Annotated in this window: 19 protein-coding genes; 3 read left to right on the plus strand and 16 right to left on the minus strand. The window is 43.6% G+C overall.

Features of this window, described 5'->3' with window-relative positions:
- Positions 1 to 2 precede the first annotated feature (2 nt).
- From R7Q41_RS19350 to R7Q41_RS19420, 15 genes are all read right to left on the minus strand, one after another.
- Positions 3 to 434 (minus strand): type III secretion system chaperone, encoded by a 432-nt coding sequence (locus R7Q41_RS19350; RefSeq protein ID WP_047102701.1) that lies wholly within the window; start codon positions 432 to 434, stop codon positions 3 to 5.
- A gap of 185 nt (positions 435 to 619) precedes the next feature.
- Positions 620 to 1,258, minus strand: a complete 639-nt coding sequence (locus R7Q41_RS19355) for an HrpE/YscL family type III secretion apparatus protein (protein WP_005387146.1) — start codon at positions 1,256 to 1,258, stop codon at positions 620 to 622.
- Entirely contained in the window at positions 1,237 to 1,902 is a 666-nt protein-coding gene (gene vscK / locus R7Q41_RS19360) for a SctK family type III secretion system sorting platform protein VscK (RefSeq protein ID WP_005387147.1), read from the minus strand. Before vscK ends, R7Q41_RS19355 begins: the two co-directional genes overlap by 22 nt.
- The gene (gene sctJ, locus R7Q41_RS19365; protein WP_086012989.1) at positions 1,895 to 2,641 is read right to left on the minus strand and encodes a type III secretion system inner membrane ring lipoprotein SctJ; all 747 of its coding nucleotides are present in this window, start codon (positions 2,639 to 2,641) and stop codon (positions 1,895 to 1,897) included. The genes vscK and sctJ overlap by 8 nt, the downstream gene beginning before the upstream one ends.
- Complete coding sequence (sctI, locus tag R7Q41_RS19370; RefSeq protein WP_005387149.1) at positions 2,641 to 2,985, minus strand: type III secretion system inner rod subunit SctI; 345 nt, start codon at positions 2,983 to 2,985, stop codon at positions 2,641 to 2,643. The genes sctJ and sctI overlap by 1 nt, the downstream gene beginning before the upstream one ends.
- An 8-nt stretch (positions 2,986 to 2,993) precedes the next feature.
- The gene (locus R7Q41_RS19375) at positions 2,994 to 3,629 is read right to left on the minus strand and encodes a YopR family T3SS polymerization control protein (protein WP_025768115.1); all 636 of its coding nucleotides are present in this window, start codon (positions 3,627 to 3,629) and stop codon (positions 2,994 to 2,996) included.
- On the minus strand, positions 3,626 to 3,985 hold the full coding sequence (locus R7Q41_RS19380; protein ID WP_005377200.1) for a YscG family type III secretion system chaperone: 360 nt from the start codon (positions 3,983 to 3,985) through the stop codon (positions 3,626 to 3,628). Before R7Q41_RS19380 ends, R7Q41_RS19375 begins: the two co-directional genes overlap by 4 nt.
- Before the next feature lie 3 nt (positions 3,986 to 3,988).
- Positions 3,989 to 4,237, minus strand: coding sequence for a type III secretion system needle filament subunit SctF (gene sctF, locus R7Q41_RS19385; protein WP_005377199.1), 249 nt, complete (start codon positions 4,235 to 4,237; stop codon positions 3,989 to 3,991).
- A gap of 18 nt (positions 4,238 to 4,255) precedes the next feature.
- On the minus strand, positions 4,256 to 4,459 hold the full coding sequence (locus R7Q41_RS19390) for an EscE/YscE/SsaE family type III secretion system needle protein co-chaperone (protein ID WP_005377198.1): 204 nt from the start codon (positions 4,457 to 4,459) through the stop codon (positions 4,256 to 4,258).
- A complete protein-coding gene (sctD, locus tag R7Q41_RS19395; RefSeq protein ID WP_065274578.1) occupies positions 4,446 to 5,747 on the minus strand; it encodes a type III secretion system inner membrane ring subunit SctD in 1,302 nt (433 codons plus the stop codon). The genes R7Q41_RS19390 and sctD overlap by 14 nt, the downstream gene beginning before the upstream one ends.
- A gap of 5 nt (positions 5,748 to 5,752) precedes the next feature.
- A complete protein-coding gene (sctC, locus tag R7Q41_RS19400) occupies positions 5,753 to 7,627 on the minus strand; it encodes a type III secretion system outer membrane ring subunit SctC (RefSeq protein ID WP_212755378.1) in 1,875 nt (624 codons plus the stop codon).
- On the minus strand, positions 7,624 to 8,052 hold the full coding sequence (locus R7Q41_RS19405) for a YscB family type III secretion system chaperone (protein ID WP_054575043.1): 429 nt from the start codon (positions 8,050 to 8,052) through the stop codon (positions 7,624 to 7,626). The genes sctC and R7Q41_RS19405 overlap by 4 nt, the downstream gene beginning before the upstream one ends.
- Before the next feature lie 12 nt (positions 8,053 to 8,064).
- Positions 8,065 to 9,045, minus strand: coding sequence for a T3SS regulon anti-activator ExsD domain-containing protein (locus R7Q41_RS19410; RefSeq protein ID WP_005377193.1), 981 nt, complete (start codon positions 9,043 to 9,045; stop codon positions 8,065 to 8,067).
- A gap of 148 nt (positions 9,046 to 9,193) precedes the next feature.
- The gene (locus R7Q41_RS19415; protein ID WP_005377191.1) at positions 9,194 to 10,054 is read right to left on the minus strand and encodes an AraC family transcriptional regulator; all 861 of its coding nucleotides are present in this window, start codon (positions 10,052 to 10,054) and stop codon (positions 9,194 to 9,196) included.
- 609 nt (positions 10,055 to 10,663) lie between these two features.
- Positions 10,664 to 11,077, minus strand: coding sequence for a YscW family type III secretion system pilotin (locus R7Q41_RS19420; protein ID WP_054575044.1), 414 nt, complete (start codon positions 11,075 to 11,077; stop codon positions 10,664 to 10,666).
- 388 nt (positions 11,078 to 11,465) lie between these two features.
- Between R7Q41_RS19420 and exsC the strand changes: the two genes are divergently transcribed.
- Entirely contained in the window at positions 11,466 to 11,912 is a 447-nt protein-coding gene (exsC, locus tag R7Q41_RS19425; protein WP_005377174.1) for a type III secretion system regulatory chaperone ExsC, read from the plus strand.
- 8 nt (positions 11,913 to 11,920) lie between these two features.
- Complete coding sequence (gene exsE2, locus R7Q41_RS19430; RefSeq protein WP_104975361.1) at positions 11,921 to 12,226, plus strand: T3SS regulon translocated regulator ExsE2; 306 nt, start codon at positions 11,921 to 11,923, stop codon at positions 12,224 to 12,226.
- 126 nt (positions 12,227 to 12,352) lie between these two features.
- Here the strand turns inward: exsE2 and R7Q41_RS19435 are convergent, their stop codons facing one another.
- Positions 12,353 to 13,873, minus strand: a complete 1,521-nt coding sequence (locus R7Q41_RS19435; protein WP_005377169.1) for an aldehyde dehydrogenase family protein — start codon at positions 13,871 to 13,873, stop codon at positions 12,353 to 12,355.
- 239 nt (positions 13,874 to 14,112) lie between these two features.
- Here R7Q41_RS19435 and R7Q41_RS19440 point away from each other — a divergent pair, with 239 nt between their 5' ends.
- Positions 14,113 to 15,879: a sigma-54-dependent Fis family transcriptional regulator gene (locus R7Q41_RS19440; protein WP_064368463.1), complete on the plus strand. Its 1,767-nt coding sequence runs from the start codon at positions 14,113 to 14,115 to the stop codon at positions 15,877 to 15,879.
- The last annotated feature ends 44 nt before the right edge of the window (positions 15,880 to 15,923 follow it).

The raw sequence follows: 15,923 nt of genomic DNA on the forward strand, positions 1-15,923 counted from the left end.
CTTTAAACCCTTAATGTGGAAAAATGAGTGGTATTCGTTTCCGGTACTTCGATTGTTTTATTGGTTACTTCTTGTGTATTCGCACTTTTTAACCACTCGATGAAATTCGCAAATGACTCATCGAAAAAAGATGCAGTTAGCAGTGGCTGAGGCAGGTGTATGAAACCGATATATCCGGTCTCTTCCTCCCAGCATACCGCTGGAGAGCCTTGCGTTAAGGCATCTTTCATATGTTGATGCAAAATATCAGCACTCGGTTTATCACCTGAAATCAGCCCGATAAGCGTCACACGATCTTCTTGTGCACGAATTGTGATTGCTGTGTTTTGCTCAACGAGTAGATGGCAACAATCATCTTCATCAAAAACCAACGGCTCCAATTGGCAGCGGCTGGCAAAATCTGTCAGTAAAGAAGTTATAAATCCATTAGCCATTCGACTAAATAATCCTATTTTTGTTGTTTTAGAGGCGCTGCTTGGTTGCAACACTTATCAACTAAGCAGCTTTCTTAGGTGTATTCTTAAGGATTTATGGCAGTGAATATTTTAGAAATGGTCGGATTTTTTTTGTTTAAAGGCATTAAAATGAAAAAACTCAGCAAGTGCTGAGTTTTTGAGGTTTATTCATGAATCGTAATTTTACGCTCGCTGAGCTGCTTCACCATGGCTTGCTTTAATGCATGCAGCTGTCCATCAATACTGGCGTCGATGATCCCAACTTCTGTTTCCAAAATGCAGCCTCCATTTTTCAAGCGCGCATCTGCTACCACGTCAACGTAACCGACTTCAGGGAAATCACTTAATACACCAGCCACCTTTTCCCTCACCTCAACAACCTGCTCTGGGTGGACATGTAAAATGACCTGCTTTTGGTTGCTCACCAGTTGCAACGCTTCTCGAACTACACTCACCGTGGTATCGACATCATCGAAGGTATCGATGATCTTACGTACTGCTTCTAACACCACACCTGTCATTTTTTCTTCGACTTGCTGATAGTAGTCATTACAACGTGCTAAGGTTTCAACCATCGTTTGCGCATTTTCAATCTTGGCTTGTGCAAGGCCATCTTGATAACCACGTTGTTTTTCGGTTTCGTAGGCTTGTTGGGCATTAGCAATGATGCTTTCAGCTTTGGAGTTCGCGGCTTCAACTAAGTGTTGCGAATCCAGATAACTGGCATAATCTTTCGCTTTCAGCACCTTTAAGCCAGGTGCCAGCTGCAAATTGTCTGTTTTTATTTCAACAAATGAAACCATTGAGGAATAACCTGTTTTGCGATTTTTTTTGTGAGTCGATACGCCAGATCTCGTTGATCCGCTTCCAACCAGTTAGCTGTTTCCGCGTTTTCGCTAAGTTGCTTTTCTAATTTGAATTGCCAACGAAGAACAACATCTTCTGGTGAGTTAATCAAAATAAACCTCATCCAAAAATATCCCAGCGCCCTCATACTTGCTTCAACAGACCTTTCATCCAATAGTTCTGGTAACGAACGCTGCCAGCCTTGCGGCCAGCTGGATAACAGCATCGGCCCGTTTTGAATTAAGAACCGAGCGCCTTCCAAACCAAAAACGTTGTTCAGAACCTGTTTCGGGCGTTTTAAAACAACGCCTCGCATTGCCACACAGTGTAAAGCTCCGCCCACCATCAATACGAGTTGGTTCAACGCATCCGCTGGGAGCAACGCCAAGCTATGGCAAGGTTTGTTAAAAGCCGTCTCAGGAACGGGAGATAACGCCCACTCATTTATGCACCATTGGTTAAACATGGGGTTATCTCTCCAGCCTTCGATATTTAGTAACCAAGGCTGCTTTTGCTCTATCCAACTTCTATGGATGTACTGGCAAGGCGCATAGTTAAACTGGTGTTGTACCTGCGCGAGTGGTGTTTCTGGTTTAACCACGCTTCGTGTTCCTACGACACCATGTAAAAGTAGCGATATTCGAGCCGATGAGTGCCGCTACCAAGAACACCAAAATGGCGATAAGATTATTCGCCGTCTCTTTGGTGACCTGAACCGACAAAATGCTTTTAAATTGATTGTTTTGAGTAGCAACTCGAACCTCTGATGAGGGTACCATCACTACGCTGATTCGATCGTAGTTCAGCCCCTCAATGCTATTGTTCACTAATAATTTGATCTGCGGAACATATGAATCAAGCGCAATATCTGCTGCGTGTTTAATAAATACGGAGGCAGAAGCTGGAGTTGGGCGCTCTCCTGGACGCAGATCTTGATCTTCCAAAACAACATGAACACGTGCCACTAGCACGCCATCAATCTGAGATAAGGTTGAGGAGAGCTCTTGAGATTTCGCGTATACCAAACGTGCTCGTTCTGCTAATGGTGACGAGATCAAATCGTCTTTGGGAAACACTTCTTTCAGTGTGGAAAACTGCTCTCTTGGATAACCTTTTCGCTTTAGCGCGTCTACCGCGAAGGCGATTTGGGAACTGTCTACCATTAACTTGACGGTGTTGTCTTTGTCAGGCTCTTTTGTTGCAACGACACCTTCGGATAGTAAGATCGACAACATCTCATTACCCTCTTTCTGAGTAACGTTGGTGTATAACTCGGTCTGACAACCTACCAGAAACAACGTGAGCATGATGAAAACTGCTCTCATTTTATTCATCATCACTATTGTGCCTTCAATAAGGTTTCTACGTTTTGTGTGGTTTTACCCACGGTTTTCGCGATCAGCTCTTCTTGAAAAGTAATGCGTGTCAGCGCCCACTGCATTTGCAGTAATTGCGCCGGATCATCACCCACCATCTTCATGTTGTCTTGCAGGTTACTTTTCGCGTTATCGATAGTGTTTTTCAACTCGCTGATGTTTTCTAGCAAACCTCCCTCCAGGCCATTACTTGCCTCGGGAACCGACATGGCTTGCTCAAAACGTTCGCTTAAACCGTCTTCGACTTGCGCATCCTGTAACTTATCAATGTTGGTTTGCATCACCTCGGTGTACTGCGTGTTTATCATATGTACTCCTAAGATAAATCTAACTTGTGACTGTGAGTCATGATGTTTTTCACCATCGCATTTTTTTGGATCATGAAGCTAAGTTCATCACGAACCATGTCCAGTGTTGATGCCATATCAGGTAACGACTTCAACTCTGCCCAGCAATGCCATAAGGCTTGTTCTTTCTGGGCACCCAGTGGAAAATGCTGCGCTAGCATTGCTTTTAGTGCTGTTTTATCAGCAGGTGGTTCGGCAATAAGCTGTCCCGAAAAATTCCCTAGTAACTCCTGCTTCAACACCTTTAACAAATCAGATTGTGGCTGCTCGTTGCCTTTTGCACTCTTCGCCTCATGAAAGGCGTACCACATTGCCTCTCGTTTAACTTGAGGGTCGGAAAACGCTTCATTTAACGATGATAAGACACTTTGTTTACTGACAACCTCTGCGTCTTTTAATGATTCGTACCACGCTTTAATCTCCGCCAGTTTCGCTTCTGTTTTCTCTAGCGTCTCTTTTGGAGAAACATGTGAAACTTGCTCTTGCTTGTCACTTCGCTCCATGAGTGCTTTCATCTTGTCTTCATCGCTCCGCTCATAATGGCGCGACTCCGACTGACGCAAAGATTGGTGTTGAAGACTTAGGTTACTTGAATCAATGATCATCCAAGATTCCTAATGTCCTGAGAAAAGCTCGCAGCAAATGCTTGGCTTTCTTCGCTTCCTTGTGACGCAAGTTCTACCCAGCTTTCCGCTTTGCTCAGTAAACCGGCTTTGGCAGAAGCAAGAGCCGCTAAGCTGATCAGATCTGGATAGGCGTTACAAAGTGGTTCGAGTAATTGATGAGCCTCTTCATACAAGCCTTTATTCATGAGGCTCATTGCACGAATCATCGCAACGGTCTCTTCAGAACCTGAGCTTGCTTCAAGGCCATCTGCAATCGTGTTGGCTTCTTGATGACGATGCATACCTGTTGCCATCAGCGCGATTTCAGCCAGCAGTTGGCGCGTTTCTCGTTCCATGCTTTACACCTTCTGGAGAATCGACTGCATCACATCTTTAATCGCACGAGTAGTGGTCGCATTGATATTGTAAACAACAGACCATTTGTTGATCGCGTGCTGAAGCTCGGCAAGCTTTGATGGATCATCGGCATTGGTTTCTAGATTCTTGATGGCTGCCGTCACTTCTGTGTTGGCATCTTTCGCTTGTTGTTCTAACTTAGCTTTAACATCATCAAGGTTTACACTGTTACTAGCATCGTAAAATGACATAAGACTTCCTCGTATTTTTTAGTTAGCTTCGTATGATTCAACGACCGCATGGGCGGCGGTGTAAGCTTCATACTGTTTGAGTAGCAATTGGTACTGCTGTGGTGAGCACCCTAAATCCAACTGACGTTTCACCACCGCTTGTGCTTCTAAGAGCTTGCTCTTAATCTTGTGCACTTCCGCACCGTTTGTGTCGTTATTTAAAATTTGTTCAAGATTTGTCATTGTTCGTCTCGCCTTCATATCCAAGTTCTATTGTTATCACCCGCCCGCCTTTAACCAACTCAATACCAGCAGGTGTAACACTGGATATTCGGTAGCCCTGAGGCGTTCTTGCACCGACCATATAGCGAACGTTATCGGTTAGAATCACATATGGAACCTGGCCAAAGTTAACGCTACGAAACGGGAAATCGATGTTGGTGCCTTTACTCACCTTAGGTATGGATTTCAAAACTAAGTACGGTTTCTCACCATATTGTTCCCGGAAGTCTCGGGTCACACCGTAAAATCGAGTCGTTTCGATATCATCAAGCTCACCACGAACTTCAATGCGATCACCGCTGGTGACCAACTGGACTTTTTTCAGTAGCTCCGCATCCGTCAATAACGCTTTTAGCGTATCCATGTAGGCACCAGCTCGCTGCAGTTCAACCTTCCACGCAATAAGACCCGGCACGTCTCGCTCCAAAATTTGTTCAACTTGGTTCCAGCGGCTGGCATCATCGATATAGCCCGTCAGCAGCAGTGTGCCGGTCTCATCGCCATTTTCGACTTTCACTTGGTGATAGCCGAGGTTGCGCAAAATAAATCGAACCCCGCGACGGATTTCTTCCATCGTTCTTAAGTCACTTTTGTAATTGATGCCCAATACATCAATTCGACCAAGCAGATCGAGTTTCTGTGTTCGGTCTTCAACATAGCCCTCTAAGACTGCTTGGCGTGCGGCGGCATTCCATTCCACGCGAACGTCGCTAAGTTTGAGCTCGCCTAAGATGTTACGTACCAAAACAATGGGTTCTGCTTCTGTAACAATTTCATTGTTGTTTCCGTTAGCTTGGCTGTACCACATACCGGCAAAAATGACACTCGGGACAAAACTACAAAGCAAAACGATGAGCGTTGTTTTTTTCCAGCTAGAGCGTTGCACAGCAACCACAGGTGTATTCTGTTGGCTAGATTCGTCGCTGACGTTACTCACAATTAACGCATCTTCCGCGTATCCCAGAGCGAACTTCACAACGCCGACCGAGACAACAGCATGGCGTGACAACTCGATACCATCACCTGCAACAGCGATGTCTTCACTGTTAATATTTGCCTCTTCGCAGCCTCGTAAAATGACCGAGTCTTGCTGGCAAACGAGGGTGAAATGGTTCGCTTCGACCCCAGCATCAGACAGTACAAGATCAGCAATAAAGTCGTCACTGCCAAGCACGAGAGCACCTTCAGGCAAGGTGACTTCTACTCCGGTATGCACGCCTGATAAAATACGAATTTTCCATTGCTGCATCGCGGTTAAGACTCCTCTGAAGGGCGCACACACTCACTTTGTGAGTCATCACATTCCAATACTTTCACCCGCCAACCCTTTTGCCCTGTTGGTAATCGGCACTGCGTTAATTGAGACGACTTTTGCTGTGACAATAAGTCTTGTTGATAGCGCTCGGCTTGAACCCTCGATGTGCAGCTATATACTTCCACTACCGATTTAAATTCAGCGCTATTGTTGGAGATGTTGTTAAGCTTGCCGATACTTGGTCGCAAGTCATATTCGTTGCCAATCAACACACTATCGCCAATACCATCCACAACAATTCGAGGTTCTAAAATAAACATTCGTACTGTGCGGCGCTTAGTATTGGTATTACTTCTAAACAGCGCGCCTAAATATGGGATGTCTCCTAGCAATGGCACTTTACGTAACTGATGGCTCACTTCATCTCGGTACACACCACCGATAAGTAAGCTTTGCCCTTGTTTAACCGTCGCTAAGGTGCTGATTTCAGTTTTACGAACGGAAGGAAGATCATCGACACCACCATCAGCGATCTTTGCACCGTCTTCGAGATGAAGGCTCAGGTTAATTTCAGGTCGTGCAGCAAATCTATCACCAACGATACGTGGGACAATTCTCAGTAACGTGCCATACGTGACCTCTTCCAGCGCTGCGGTTTCTTTACCAACCAGCTTGACGTAAAACGTGCTGCTGTTGTTCAGTACCGCTTCGACATTTTCCTGAGTTAACAATGTTGGTCTTGAAACCACTTGAGCACTGCCTTTGGATTCCAATAAACGAATTTGAGCCAGCAAGTAATTTAGGTTGGTTGAATCAAGCAAGGACTTAAAGTTCTGTCCACTGCCGAGCGTCACATCCCCCGAATTCACATCACCTGTTGTTTTGATATCGACAATGCGGTTGTTTCCGACAGACACTCCTGCTCGCCAATCCACGCCTAACTGACTTAAATCGTTGGCACTGATATCGACAATCGATAGCGCGACTTCAATTCTTGATTGCGGCTGGTCTAATTGCGCGACCAGTTTACGATAGAGCGGTAATCGTGCTTGAGTATCACGAACGATAATCGCATTAAGGCCCGGCTCTGCTTCAACTGTTGCGCCACCATGAACTGAGGCGGTTTTATTACTTTTTACAGGCTTATCTGAACTGGTAACTTCTTTGCTAGACGCACTCGCCACTTGCGTTTGAACACCAGACACGACCCGTTTTAACACCGATGCGATGCCCGGGACCGTAATTGTCTGATCTCGATATGCAATTTCTCTATCCGTTGCAGAAGCGTACTTCAAAGGAATTATCTCAACGAATAATTCGTCGGTTGAATTCGATTTCTGCAGCAAGCGCGTTTCCAATGCCTCCGCCGTTTGTACCACTAAGTCGACATAACGTGGAGGACCCGCAAGATAGACTAACCCTTTACTCTCAGCAGCTCTCCAGCCATAACGAGAATCCCAAACGCCGGTGGAAATTAACGTACTGCGTAGCTCTCTAGCCGTAAGTAATTCCAATTGAAGTAAACGTGAGCGAGTTTCTGTCGCCTTATAGACATGTAAGACGGCACCATCGAAATACCACATCAAGTTGTACACTTGCGATAAGTAATCGAGGAATTCCGCCGGATCTTCAGGGGTAAAACGCCCATTCACTCGATCGTTGACTTTGTCACTAACAGAAACCGAGACACGATAATTTGCACCGAAGTTATTCAACAACTCTTTTAATGAGTCATTATCTGCATAGTAGCGGAACGGTTGTTCGGGCCAGTGTAAGTCTGTTGCTTGCGCGTATCCCAAAGGAACAACACTCACTGCGCATAACAATGCCTTTGTTGCAGCACGTCTAATGTTGGGAAAGATTTTTAGCATCATGGTAACCACACTGTATGGTTGATTGTGTGGTTCACGCGTTCTTGTTCCAATAATGCAATGTAACGTTCACATAGATTGACGTGCTTAGAAAGTAAAGTAGAGAACCGTTCCACCGAACAGTCCTCAACCCTTACTTTACTTTGCAAAATCAATTGCTGATCATCATTGGTTGTCAGTACGCCGCCATCCTCACGAATGGTTTTTAATGAGAGCTGCATGCAACGTTGTAACGCTTGTTCTTGTTGATAATCTAGATGCTCTTTAAACTGGAAGGGTAACGTCGCTTCCCATAAAATCCATGACGCATGTTGCTTGATGGTCAGTGATAACTGGTCAACCTCGATGTTGTAAGAACCATTTTCTGAGGCAATAAAATCCCCTACCTTTAGCGCTTCCGCTAAAGATTTCATCATCTTATCTAACATTTAACGCCCTATTTAGATCTGGCTGAGGTGATTGCAAGCCTGGCCGCACTGACCACTTTGAGTATCAAAATAGTAGTGATCGATATCACCAACAGTTTGCATGTTCTTGAACCATTGCCATACTTTCGCAACCGCATTTTGGTCGTTGTAAACCACATCGCATGCATCCCAAACTTCGTTCAGCTCAGGGGCTTCAAGTCGCACTTCCGAACACCAATTTTTCCACTCAGAAATAAATTGTTCGGTTGTCGAGGTGTACTCCGCGAACCCTTTCAGCTCGTCTAAAGACGGTTGCCACTTCTCAATTAACAAACGATGACATTCAATCACTTGCAACTGTTGTTCGCTTAACGTCCCAAGTTGCTTTTTAAGTTGATGCTGCTGGCTCTTAATGAGATCGAGTTGCTGTTGAACAAAGACGGCACTGGTGTCTTCCCCTGATAGCTTCGACCAATATTCCTTCTGAATATCGAGTTGATTGATAAGTTGTTCAACTTTAATCGAAGCATGAAGAGCACTTTGATCGACTTGTCGGTTAATCCACTCGTTGAGTGATAAATGGAAACAAAGCATCAACGTTTTTGGGACAGCCAAATTAAAGCGAAAGCCCAGACGAGAGTTGATGTAGTCCAGCCTTTGTTCGAACGTTGTGATTGTGCTGCTATCACTGAGCTGCGATCCAATTTCCAAAAATAAACGCATGGCAAACCGGTCTATCGAAGCACCAAGTTTTTGATACGTTTTTACTAACTGGCTAGCGCACAGGCTATCGACGACATTTCTATCCAACAAGCGTTGAAGTAAAGATAACTGCTCATAATTTATGACGCCTTCACTCAACAATTGTCGGTGATTGACGTGCACAACATTGAGATCCTGCGTAGGTTTCGAGGCGCTTTCATAACGAGCTCCTCTTTGTAAAACAGTCACTTTCCGCTGTGTCACTATGCTGTCTGGAAAAAGCGAACGGCGTCGCCAATGCTGCTTTTTCATTTATGTTCGTCTCCGCACCCCTTTCGAACAATCCAGAAAGAAAGAGATGTAATAATTTTTAATCGTTCGTTGTTACACGATACATAATAGAATTTACACTGGTTAGTGACTTTCAAAATTAGTCAGAAAATTTTAGTCCCAAGTCATTTCATTTCGCGATAGCCACTTGATCGTCTCCCGAACGTACGCGGCTTGGGGTCGTTCCAAAACGACGACGGTAACTCTGCGTAAAGTAAGACTGGCTGGAAAACCCTGCCTCCATCGCCACATCTACGATGCTCATCTTGCTCGTCAACAGCAGTTTATGAGCATGCAGTAGTCGACGCTCACTGATCCAAGCTCTTGGAGAAATGCCATAGTGCTCATTAAAAAGCTCTTTAAAAGTGGTTAAGCTGGCACCAAACTCCTGCGCGTAGTCTGTCAACTTCCATTCTTTTAAGTAATGCTGTTCCATAAATCGACGTAACCGTTCCGACGTACGGTTTGTTTGTTGTGACAGCAACGCATACAGTGATTCTCCTCCTTTGCTGTGTAGCAAGAGAATGAGTAGTTCTTCGTATTTTAGGCACATAATGGCATCAGGGTACGCTTGTTGCTCAAGCGTCTGCATGCTGGAAAGCACTTGTTCAACGAGTATGTTCAAACCAAAAGTAAACAAACCAGAACAAACTTTGTCTACCTTAGGCAGCATCATCAAGAGATCACTGTGTTTTTGCAGCAACTGACTAACGAGTTCATTGTCGTAGGCAATAATCGACGCTTTGTATGCCCCATCTAGCGGAGAGTACTCTAACAAGTAATCCCCTTGGGATAGAAATACCCCATTTTCTGCAGCAACATCGATTGTGCAATCACCTGTTTGAACTCGAAGCTGACCATTGTGAACGACAACAATGTGAGACTGGTCTGAGTGAAATACTTCGTCAGATTTTTCATAGCAGGAAAAACTACGAATTTTTCGTGAACTCGAGTCGACCCTTTCTGAGTTTAGTTGGCCTGACACATCCATTTTCTACCCTTCATTATTTTGAGTTTCTCAGTGCAAATGTTGAGAAACTTTCAAAGCACTACTTTGATTGTTGTTATTTCTAAGTACTGCTGTATGAATTAAAGAAGCAAAGAAAAGAGCATAGAAGTTCTATCACTTACCATACCCCCCGAATAATTAGCAAATAACCCAAGCATTACCTTTACCTAAAGGTAAAGGTTTGACTTAGTAAATTTCTGCTGTCCGTCTTTATTATTTTTATCAGATAGCGTTTATCATTAGCCAAAACTTAAATATCATTTCGTTATTTAAGTTTGGTTGTTTTGTTATACATTAGAATACAATTAAATAGATTTCGGCACCGTTTCGAGAACAAAATTAAATTTCCAAAATCATAAAAATGTATATTTTATAGCCTAAAACGCCAAGCCAACGTGTTCAAGGAGCGAGATATAATCATAAAAAATACTGTTTTTGCAACAAGTATGAGTCTAAAAAACAACTGACCCGATGACTTCAAAGTCATGTAATTAATGTTTATAAAAGACAACAAATCTTTCACAACAGGAAAGATATAGTCTTTATTTTTATAAATTAGAAAACTCTAATAAAAATGTAGTACTTAAAATTTTATCTGTTTATTTTTGGAACAAGAATCAAGTTTTCTTGTTTATTTCCCTCAAAAAATAAATAGTTCTTTTCTTTTTCCGCAACGAGATCACCGTTTGAATAAAGCTTTCCAATAATCTTCATTTTTCCTTCACCAGCTTGAATTGGTGCAATTAAAAACGAATACTGCACAGGCAACTGAACACCTTGGTAGCTCTGAGATGCCGATTTAAGGCATTGATTATCAATAATTTTACATATTTCCACTTCAAGAGAAGTAATCGAAGGTGGAAAGTAGCCGTCGACAGAAACCCAACCATAGACTGATGCCTGACTCTGTGTATCAAAGCCATCCACCCCATTAACGGACACAGTCTGACTGCACCCACTCAGTATGAATAACCCAATAAAACCAGCCCATATAGAATTGTTCATTATGACCCCATAAACTTATTTTATATAATCTAGCTCATTTGAAATTCACACAATTCTTTATGTAAAAATATAAAAGATCAACTTATATTTATACTACAAGCGGACAATAAATCGCATTTTTCAACAACACGTAGTTAACATGGACTGTAATTTCAAAAGCAGTTTCTGCTCACTTTCATTCCTTCCTTAATTGAAGTTTATTAGAGAAAAATGATATTCATATATCTCATTGCCATTGAGATATGCATCTGAACACATTTACTTTTGCCTTTCTATTTCTCTCAACACATTTAAAAGCCAAAATATAATAACAACCGACTAATATTGATAAACATGAAGAGATACATCTAATATTTTCCTTGATAAAATTTCAAAAGGGACTATTCCTATGTCAGCACGCCAAACTATCGATGAGATTTTGCTAAAGTTTGCTCATCAAATAGGCTTGCCTGCACTGCATCTAACGGAAAATGAAGTAAGCTTAGCCTTTGATGATAATCTAAGGGTGCATATCATCTTTCATCCTGAATCGACAACTCTGCAGCTCGAAGCTGAGATTGTTGGCCTTCAAATTGTAAATTCCGATCTTTATCGTTCTTTCTTGGCCTTTAATTATCACTGGCCTGAGCACCAGTTATTTTTTAGTTTGGATAACCACCGACATGTCCTATGTTTAAACCGACTCATTAACATTAGGCGACTGGATTACGAATATTTTGAAACAGCTTTAGCAGAATTGCTGACGCACAGCGAGTCGTGGGAAGCGTTATTGTCTTCGCATGTAACCATTGATGAGGCACCACCGATGCCACAAACTTTAGACTTGAGAGTTTAGGTGTCTTTATGTCCAATGACATCCAATCCACATACACCAATTCATCGGTTCATGACGTTCAACAAGCGCAGCAAAATGATGCAGTGCCGCAAGGAACGTTTCATGGCCGTAAAGTCACCCTACTCTCCTCATCAGAAAGCAGTCTGATGCGAACAAGCTCTAAAAGAGAGCTTGGTGAATGTTTAAATCAATTTGCCAGTCTCGAATCTTGCAATCGCGTTTTGGACTTTGATCCGCAACTCAATATTGACAAGCAAAACGCCGCCGTAGAAAAGCTTATGGAACGAAAAGTGGCGATAATTCAACGTTCCTGATATCACAATATAAGCAGGTTAAACATCTAAGTTAACCTTCAGCCGACAAGCTCACGCTAATAAAAAACCCCGAAGATTCGGGGTTTTGATTCATACTGCTTTTTCTTTATTAATTACTTAGTTTCACTAGAAGAAGCCTAACGGGTCGATGCTGTAGCTAATCAGCAAGTTCTTAGTATTCTGGTAGTGGTCCAGCATCATCTTGTGCGTTTCACGCCCGATACCCGATTTTTTGTAACCACCGAACGCTGCGTGTGCAGGGTAAGCGTGGTAACAGTTAATCCAGATTCGACCAGCTTCAATATTACGGCCCATACGATATGCGACGTTCGCATCACGTGTCCAAACACCTGCGCCTAAGCCATATTCGGTGTCGTTTGCGATTTCCAACGCTTCTGCCTCATCTTTGAATTTGGTGATAGCGATCACTGGGCCAAAGATTTCTTCTTGGAAGATTCGCATCTTGTTGTGGCCTTCCAACATGGTTGGCTGAATGTAGTACCCCTGGTTGATAGACTCTGGCTGTTCTGACACTCCACCACCAAAGACCACTTTTGCGCCTTCTTCACGGCCGATTTCCAGGTAACTTAAAATCTTATCAAACTGTTCTTGAGAAGCCTGAGCACCAACTTGAGTATCGGTATCGAGCGGATTACCTTGTTTAATCAGCTGTGCACGTTCCGTCAGTTTCTCTACAAACTTGTCATAAATCGCTTCATGAACCAGTACGCGAGATGGACAAGTACAAACTTCACCTTGGTTGAAGAAACCAAGTAACGTACCTTCGATACACTTATCAAGATACTCATCTTCGTAATCGAAGATATCTGAGAAGTAGATGTTTGGAGATTTACCACCTAACTCAACTGTCGATGGGATCAAGTTGTCTGCTGCACATTTCAGAATGTGGTTGCCAACTTGCGTAGACCCGGTAAACGCGAGTTTCGCAATGCGGTTGCTGGTTGCTAATGCTTGACCCGCTTCAGAACCATATCCGTTTACAACGTTGATGACACCAGGAGGAAGAAGGTCACCGATTTTTTCCATCAGAACCAGAATGGATGTTGGGGTTTGCTCTGCTGGCTTCAATACCACACAGCAACCCGCCGCTAGTGCCGGTGCTAGTTTCCAAGCCGCCATCAACATTGGGAAGTTCCACGGAATAATTTGACCAACCACACCAATCGGTTCTGGGAAGTGGTAGCTTGCGGTGTGCTCATCCAGTTCTGCCGCACTGCCTTCTTGTGCGCGAATACAGCCAGCGAAGTAACGGAAGTGATCCACTACTAAAGGTAAATCTGCCGCCAAGGTTTCGCGAACTGGTTTGCCGTTTTCCCAAGTTTCTGCAACTGCAAGCTCTTCTAGATGCTGCTCAATACGGTCAGCAATTTTCAGCAAGATGTTCGAACGTTCTGTCACGCTGGTTTTGGCCCATTTTGCTCTGATGTTGTGCGCGGCATCCAGTGCTAAATTAATATCTTCCTCGCCAGAGCGAGCAACTTTACAATACGCTTGTCCGTTGATTGGTGAGATATTGTCAAAGTACTCACCACCCGTTGGTTTTACCCATTCCCCACCGATAAAGTTATCGTAATGCGATTTAAAGTTAACAATGGCATTTTCACTACCTGGCTGTGCATAGATCATAACTCTTCCTTTTGTTTCTCGTTCAATGTGTTATTGCAGTGTCGTATCGCACTGTTCACAAAGAGCATTACGCAAGTCACACGCCAACTACGCCACACTTGTTGTTAATTAAATGTAAAACTATGATTACCAAGCGATAACAAACCAAGTGAGCGATGTTTGAGCGGATGTATGGTGTGAACACCAATGTTCAAGTGTTCCAAAATGGCACACCCTCACTGTGACAAAATGGTACAGTCATGGAACTTCAACATATTAGCGATAACAATTGGCTTTCAACTTCATGGGTCAGAAGTGAACAAGCGGGTTTAAAACAGCGTCGACGCCCTGAAGATATTCGAGTAACGCCAGCGACGCTCCAAGATAGGCGTCACCAACTCAATTTTTTGCTAGAGACAGTCACTCAATTTGCGCTCCCTTTGTTTAATCAGCTATTTGCTCATAGCGACAGTCGCTTAATTTTGACGGATTCAGATGGTGTCATCATCGGCAGTTGGGGACAGCCTAGATTTCGTGAAAAGTTAACGGAAATCTCGCTAAGCTCTGGTGCATGCTGGCAAGAAAAGGTCAAAGGCACCAACGCGATTGGTACAGCCTTGGTTGAAGCAAAGCCCGTTTCTGTTATTGGTGATCAGCACTTTATCCAACACCATCGTTTTATTAGCTGTTCGGCTAATCCTATTTTCGATCATCTTGGTAACCTCATTGGCGTATTAGATATTACGAGCGAGCAAAAGAGACATGACTTCTCAACGCAAGTACTAGTACAAAACATGGTCCAGCAAGTGGAGAATCAACTACTTAACTTGATTCCACAAGGGCATATTCGTGTGGATTTAGCGTGCGAAAAAGGTTTACTGAATAGTGGTTGGCAAGGAATTATCATTGCAAATGAAGACGGACAAGTTTTGGCTCACAATCAAGTAGCCTCTCAACTTTTTGCGCAAAAAAGTATCATTGGGCAATCCTTAGACGACATTCTATCCACTCGGGGAAATGAGCACCCTTTCGTTTTCAAAACAAAACCGCTTACCGATAAAGATAGCAAGGTCAAGTCTCGTGCTGTAGCGGCGTCCAATGATCTTCATTATGGCGACTCCGCAGTTGAGCACTGTTGGCAGCAAGCCAATCGCGTCATCGATAAAGACATCAGTTTGTTGATTCTCGGAGAGACTGGTGTTGGCAAAAACGAGTTTGTGAAAGCGCTTCATAAAAACAGCCAGAGAAAAACGGGACCGTTGGTTTCCGTTAACTGCGGAGCGCTACCAAAAGATCTGGTTGAATCTGAATTATTTGGCTACGTAGCCGGTGCCTTTACTGGCGCAAACAGCAAAGGCTATCAGGGGAAAATTCGCCAAGCACACAAAGGGATTTTGTTTCTGGATGAAATCGCAGATTTACCCTTGGAAGCTCAAAGCCGCTTGCTCCATGTATTGCAAGATAAAACCGTGCTTCCCGTGGGTTCAAACCAAAGTATTCAAGTCGATACGCAAATCATTGCAGCCACGCATAAAGATCTGGAACATTTGGTCAGCGAAGGATTGTTCCGCCAAGATTTGTATTATCGCCTTAATGGCTTGATCATTGAGCTACCTCGCTTTGAGGAACGTGATGACAAACGACAACTGATTGAGAACATTCATCGGCGTCACGCCGAATCTGAACAACAGCTTTGCCCTCACCTACTTTCTCTGATGCTGTCTTACTCATGGCCAGGAAATTTGCGTGAACTCGATAGTTTAATCAAAGTATCCGCCTTAATGGCGCAAGGTGAAGAAATATTGGAACTCACACACGTCCCAGCCCACCTAAGTAAGAAACTCAGCCAAGCTCAAGAAGGAGCAGCATCCGCTGAACCAACTTCAGAACTGCGTGCAACCGTCGAAGATAAGTTGCTCAAAACATATCAAGCCAACCAGGGGAACATTAGCAAAACGTCTCGTATGCTTGGTGTGAGCCGAAATACCATTTACAGAAAGTTGAAAAGCCTTGGCATATTAAGTTAATTCTACGACCTCAGATACAAAAAGAGCACCGTTGCGGTGCTCTT

The organism is Vibrio sp. 2096 (assembly GCF_033339595.1).
Taxonomy (GTDB): domain Bacteria; phylum Pseudomonadota; class Gammaproteobacteria; order Enterobacterales; family Vibrionaceae; genus Vibrio; species Vibrio alginolyticus.

Bases quoted from the DNA above. Each gene is read 5' to 3' on its own strand.
- R7Q41_RS19350 (WP_047102701.1), bottom strand. From the start codon at position 434: ATGGCTAATGGATTTATAACTTCTTTACTGACAGATTTTGCCAGCCGC.
- R7Q41_RS19355 (WP_005387146.1), bottom strand. From the start codon at position 1,258: ATGGTTTCATTTGTTGAAATAAAAACAGACAATTTGCAGCTGGCACCT.
- sctI (WP_005387149.1), bottom strand. From the start codon at position 2,985: ATGATAAACACGCAGTACACCGAGGTGATGCAAACCAACATTGATAAG.
- R7Q41_RS19375 (WP_025768115.1), bottom strand. From the start codon at position 3,629: ATGATCATTGATTCAAGTAACCTAAGTCTTCAACACCAATCTTTGCGT.
- R7Q41_RS19380 (WP_005377200.1), bottom strand. From the start codon at position 3,985: ATGGAACGAGAAACGCGCCAACTGCTGGCTGAAATCGCGCTGATGGCA.
- sctF (WP_005377199.1), bottom strand. From the start codon at position 4,237: ATGTCATTTTACGATGCTAGTAACAGTGTAAACCTTGATGATGTTAAA.
- R7Q41_RS19390 (WP_005377198.1), bottom strand. From the start codon at position 4,459: ATGACAAATCTTGAACAAATTTTAAATAACGACACAAACGGTGCGGAA.
- sctD (WP_065274578.1), bottom strand. From the start codon at position 5,747: ATGCAGCAATGGAAAATTCGTATTTTATCAGGCGTGCATACCGGAGTA.
- sctC (WP_212755378.1), bottom strand. From the start codon at position 7,627: ATGATGCTAAAAATCTTTCCCAACATTAGACGTGCTGCAACAAAGGCA.
- R7Q41_RS19405 (WP_054575043.1), bottom strand. From the start codon at position 8,052: ATGTTAGATAAGATGATGAAATCTTTAGCGGAAGCGCTAAAGGTAGGG.
- R7Q41_RS19410 (WP_005377193.1), bottom strand. From the start codon at position 9,045: ATGAAAAAGCAGCATTGGCGACGCCGTTCGCTTTTTCCAGACAGCATA.
- R7Q41_RS19415 (WP_005377191.1), bottom strand. From the start codon at position 10,054: ATGGATGTGTCAGGCCAACTAAACTCAGAAAGGGTCGACTCGAGTTCA.
- R7Q41_RS19420 (WP_054575044.1), bottom strand. From the start codon at position 11,077: ATGAACAATTCTATATGGGCTGGTTTTATTGGGTTATTCATACTGAGT.
- exsC (WP_005377174.1), top strand. From the start codon at position 11,466: ATGTCAGCACGCCAAACTATCGATGAGATTTTGCTAAAGTTTGCTCAT.
- exsE2 (WP_104975361.1), top strand. From the start codon at position 11,921: ATGTCCAATGACATCCAATCCACATACACCAATTCATCGGTTCATGAC.
- R7Q41_RS19435 (WP_005377169.1), bottom strand. From the start codon at position 13,873: ATGATCTATGCACAGCCAGGTAGTGAAAATGCCATTGTTAACTTTAAA.
- R7Q41_RS19440 (WP_064368463.1), top strand. From the start codon at position 14,113: ATGGAACTTCAACATATTAGCGATAACAATTGGCTTTCAACTTCATGG.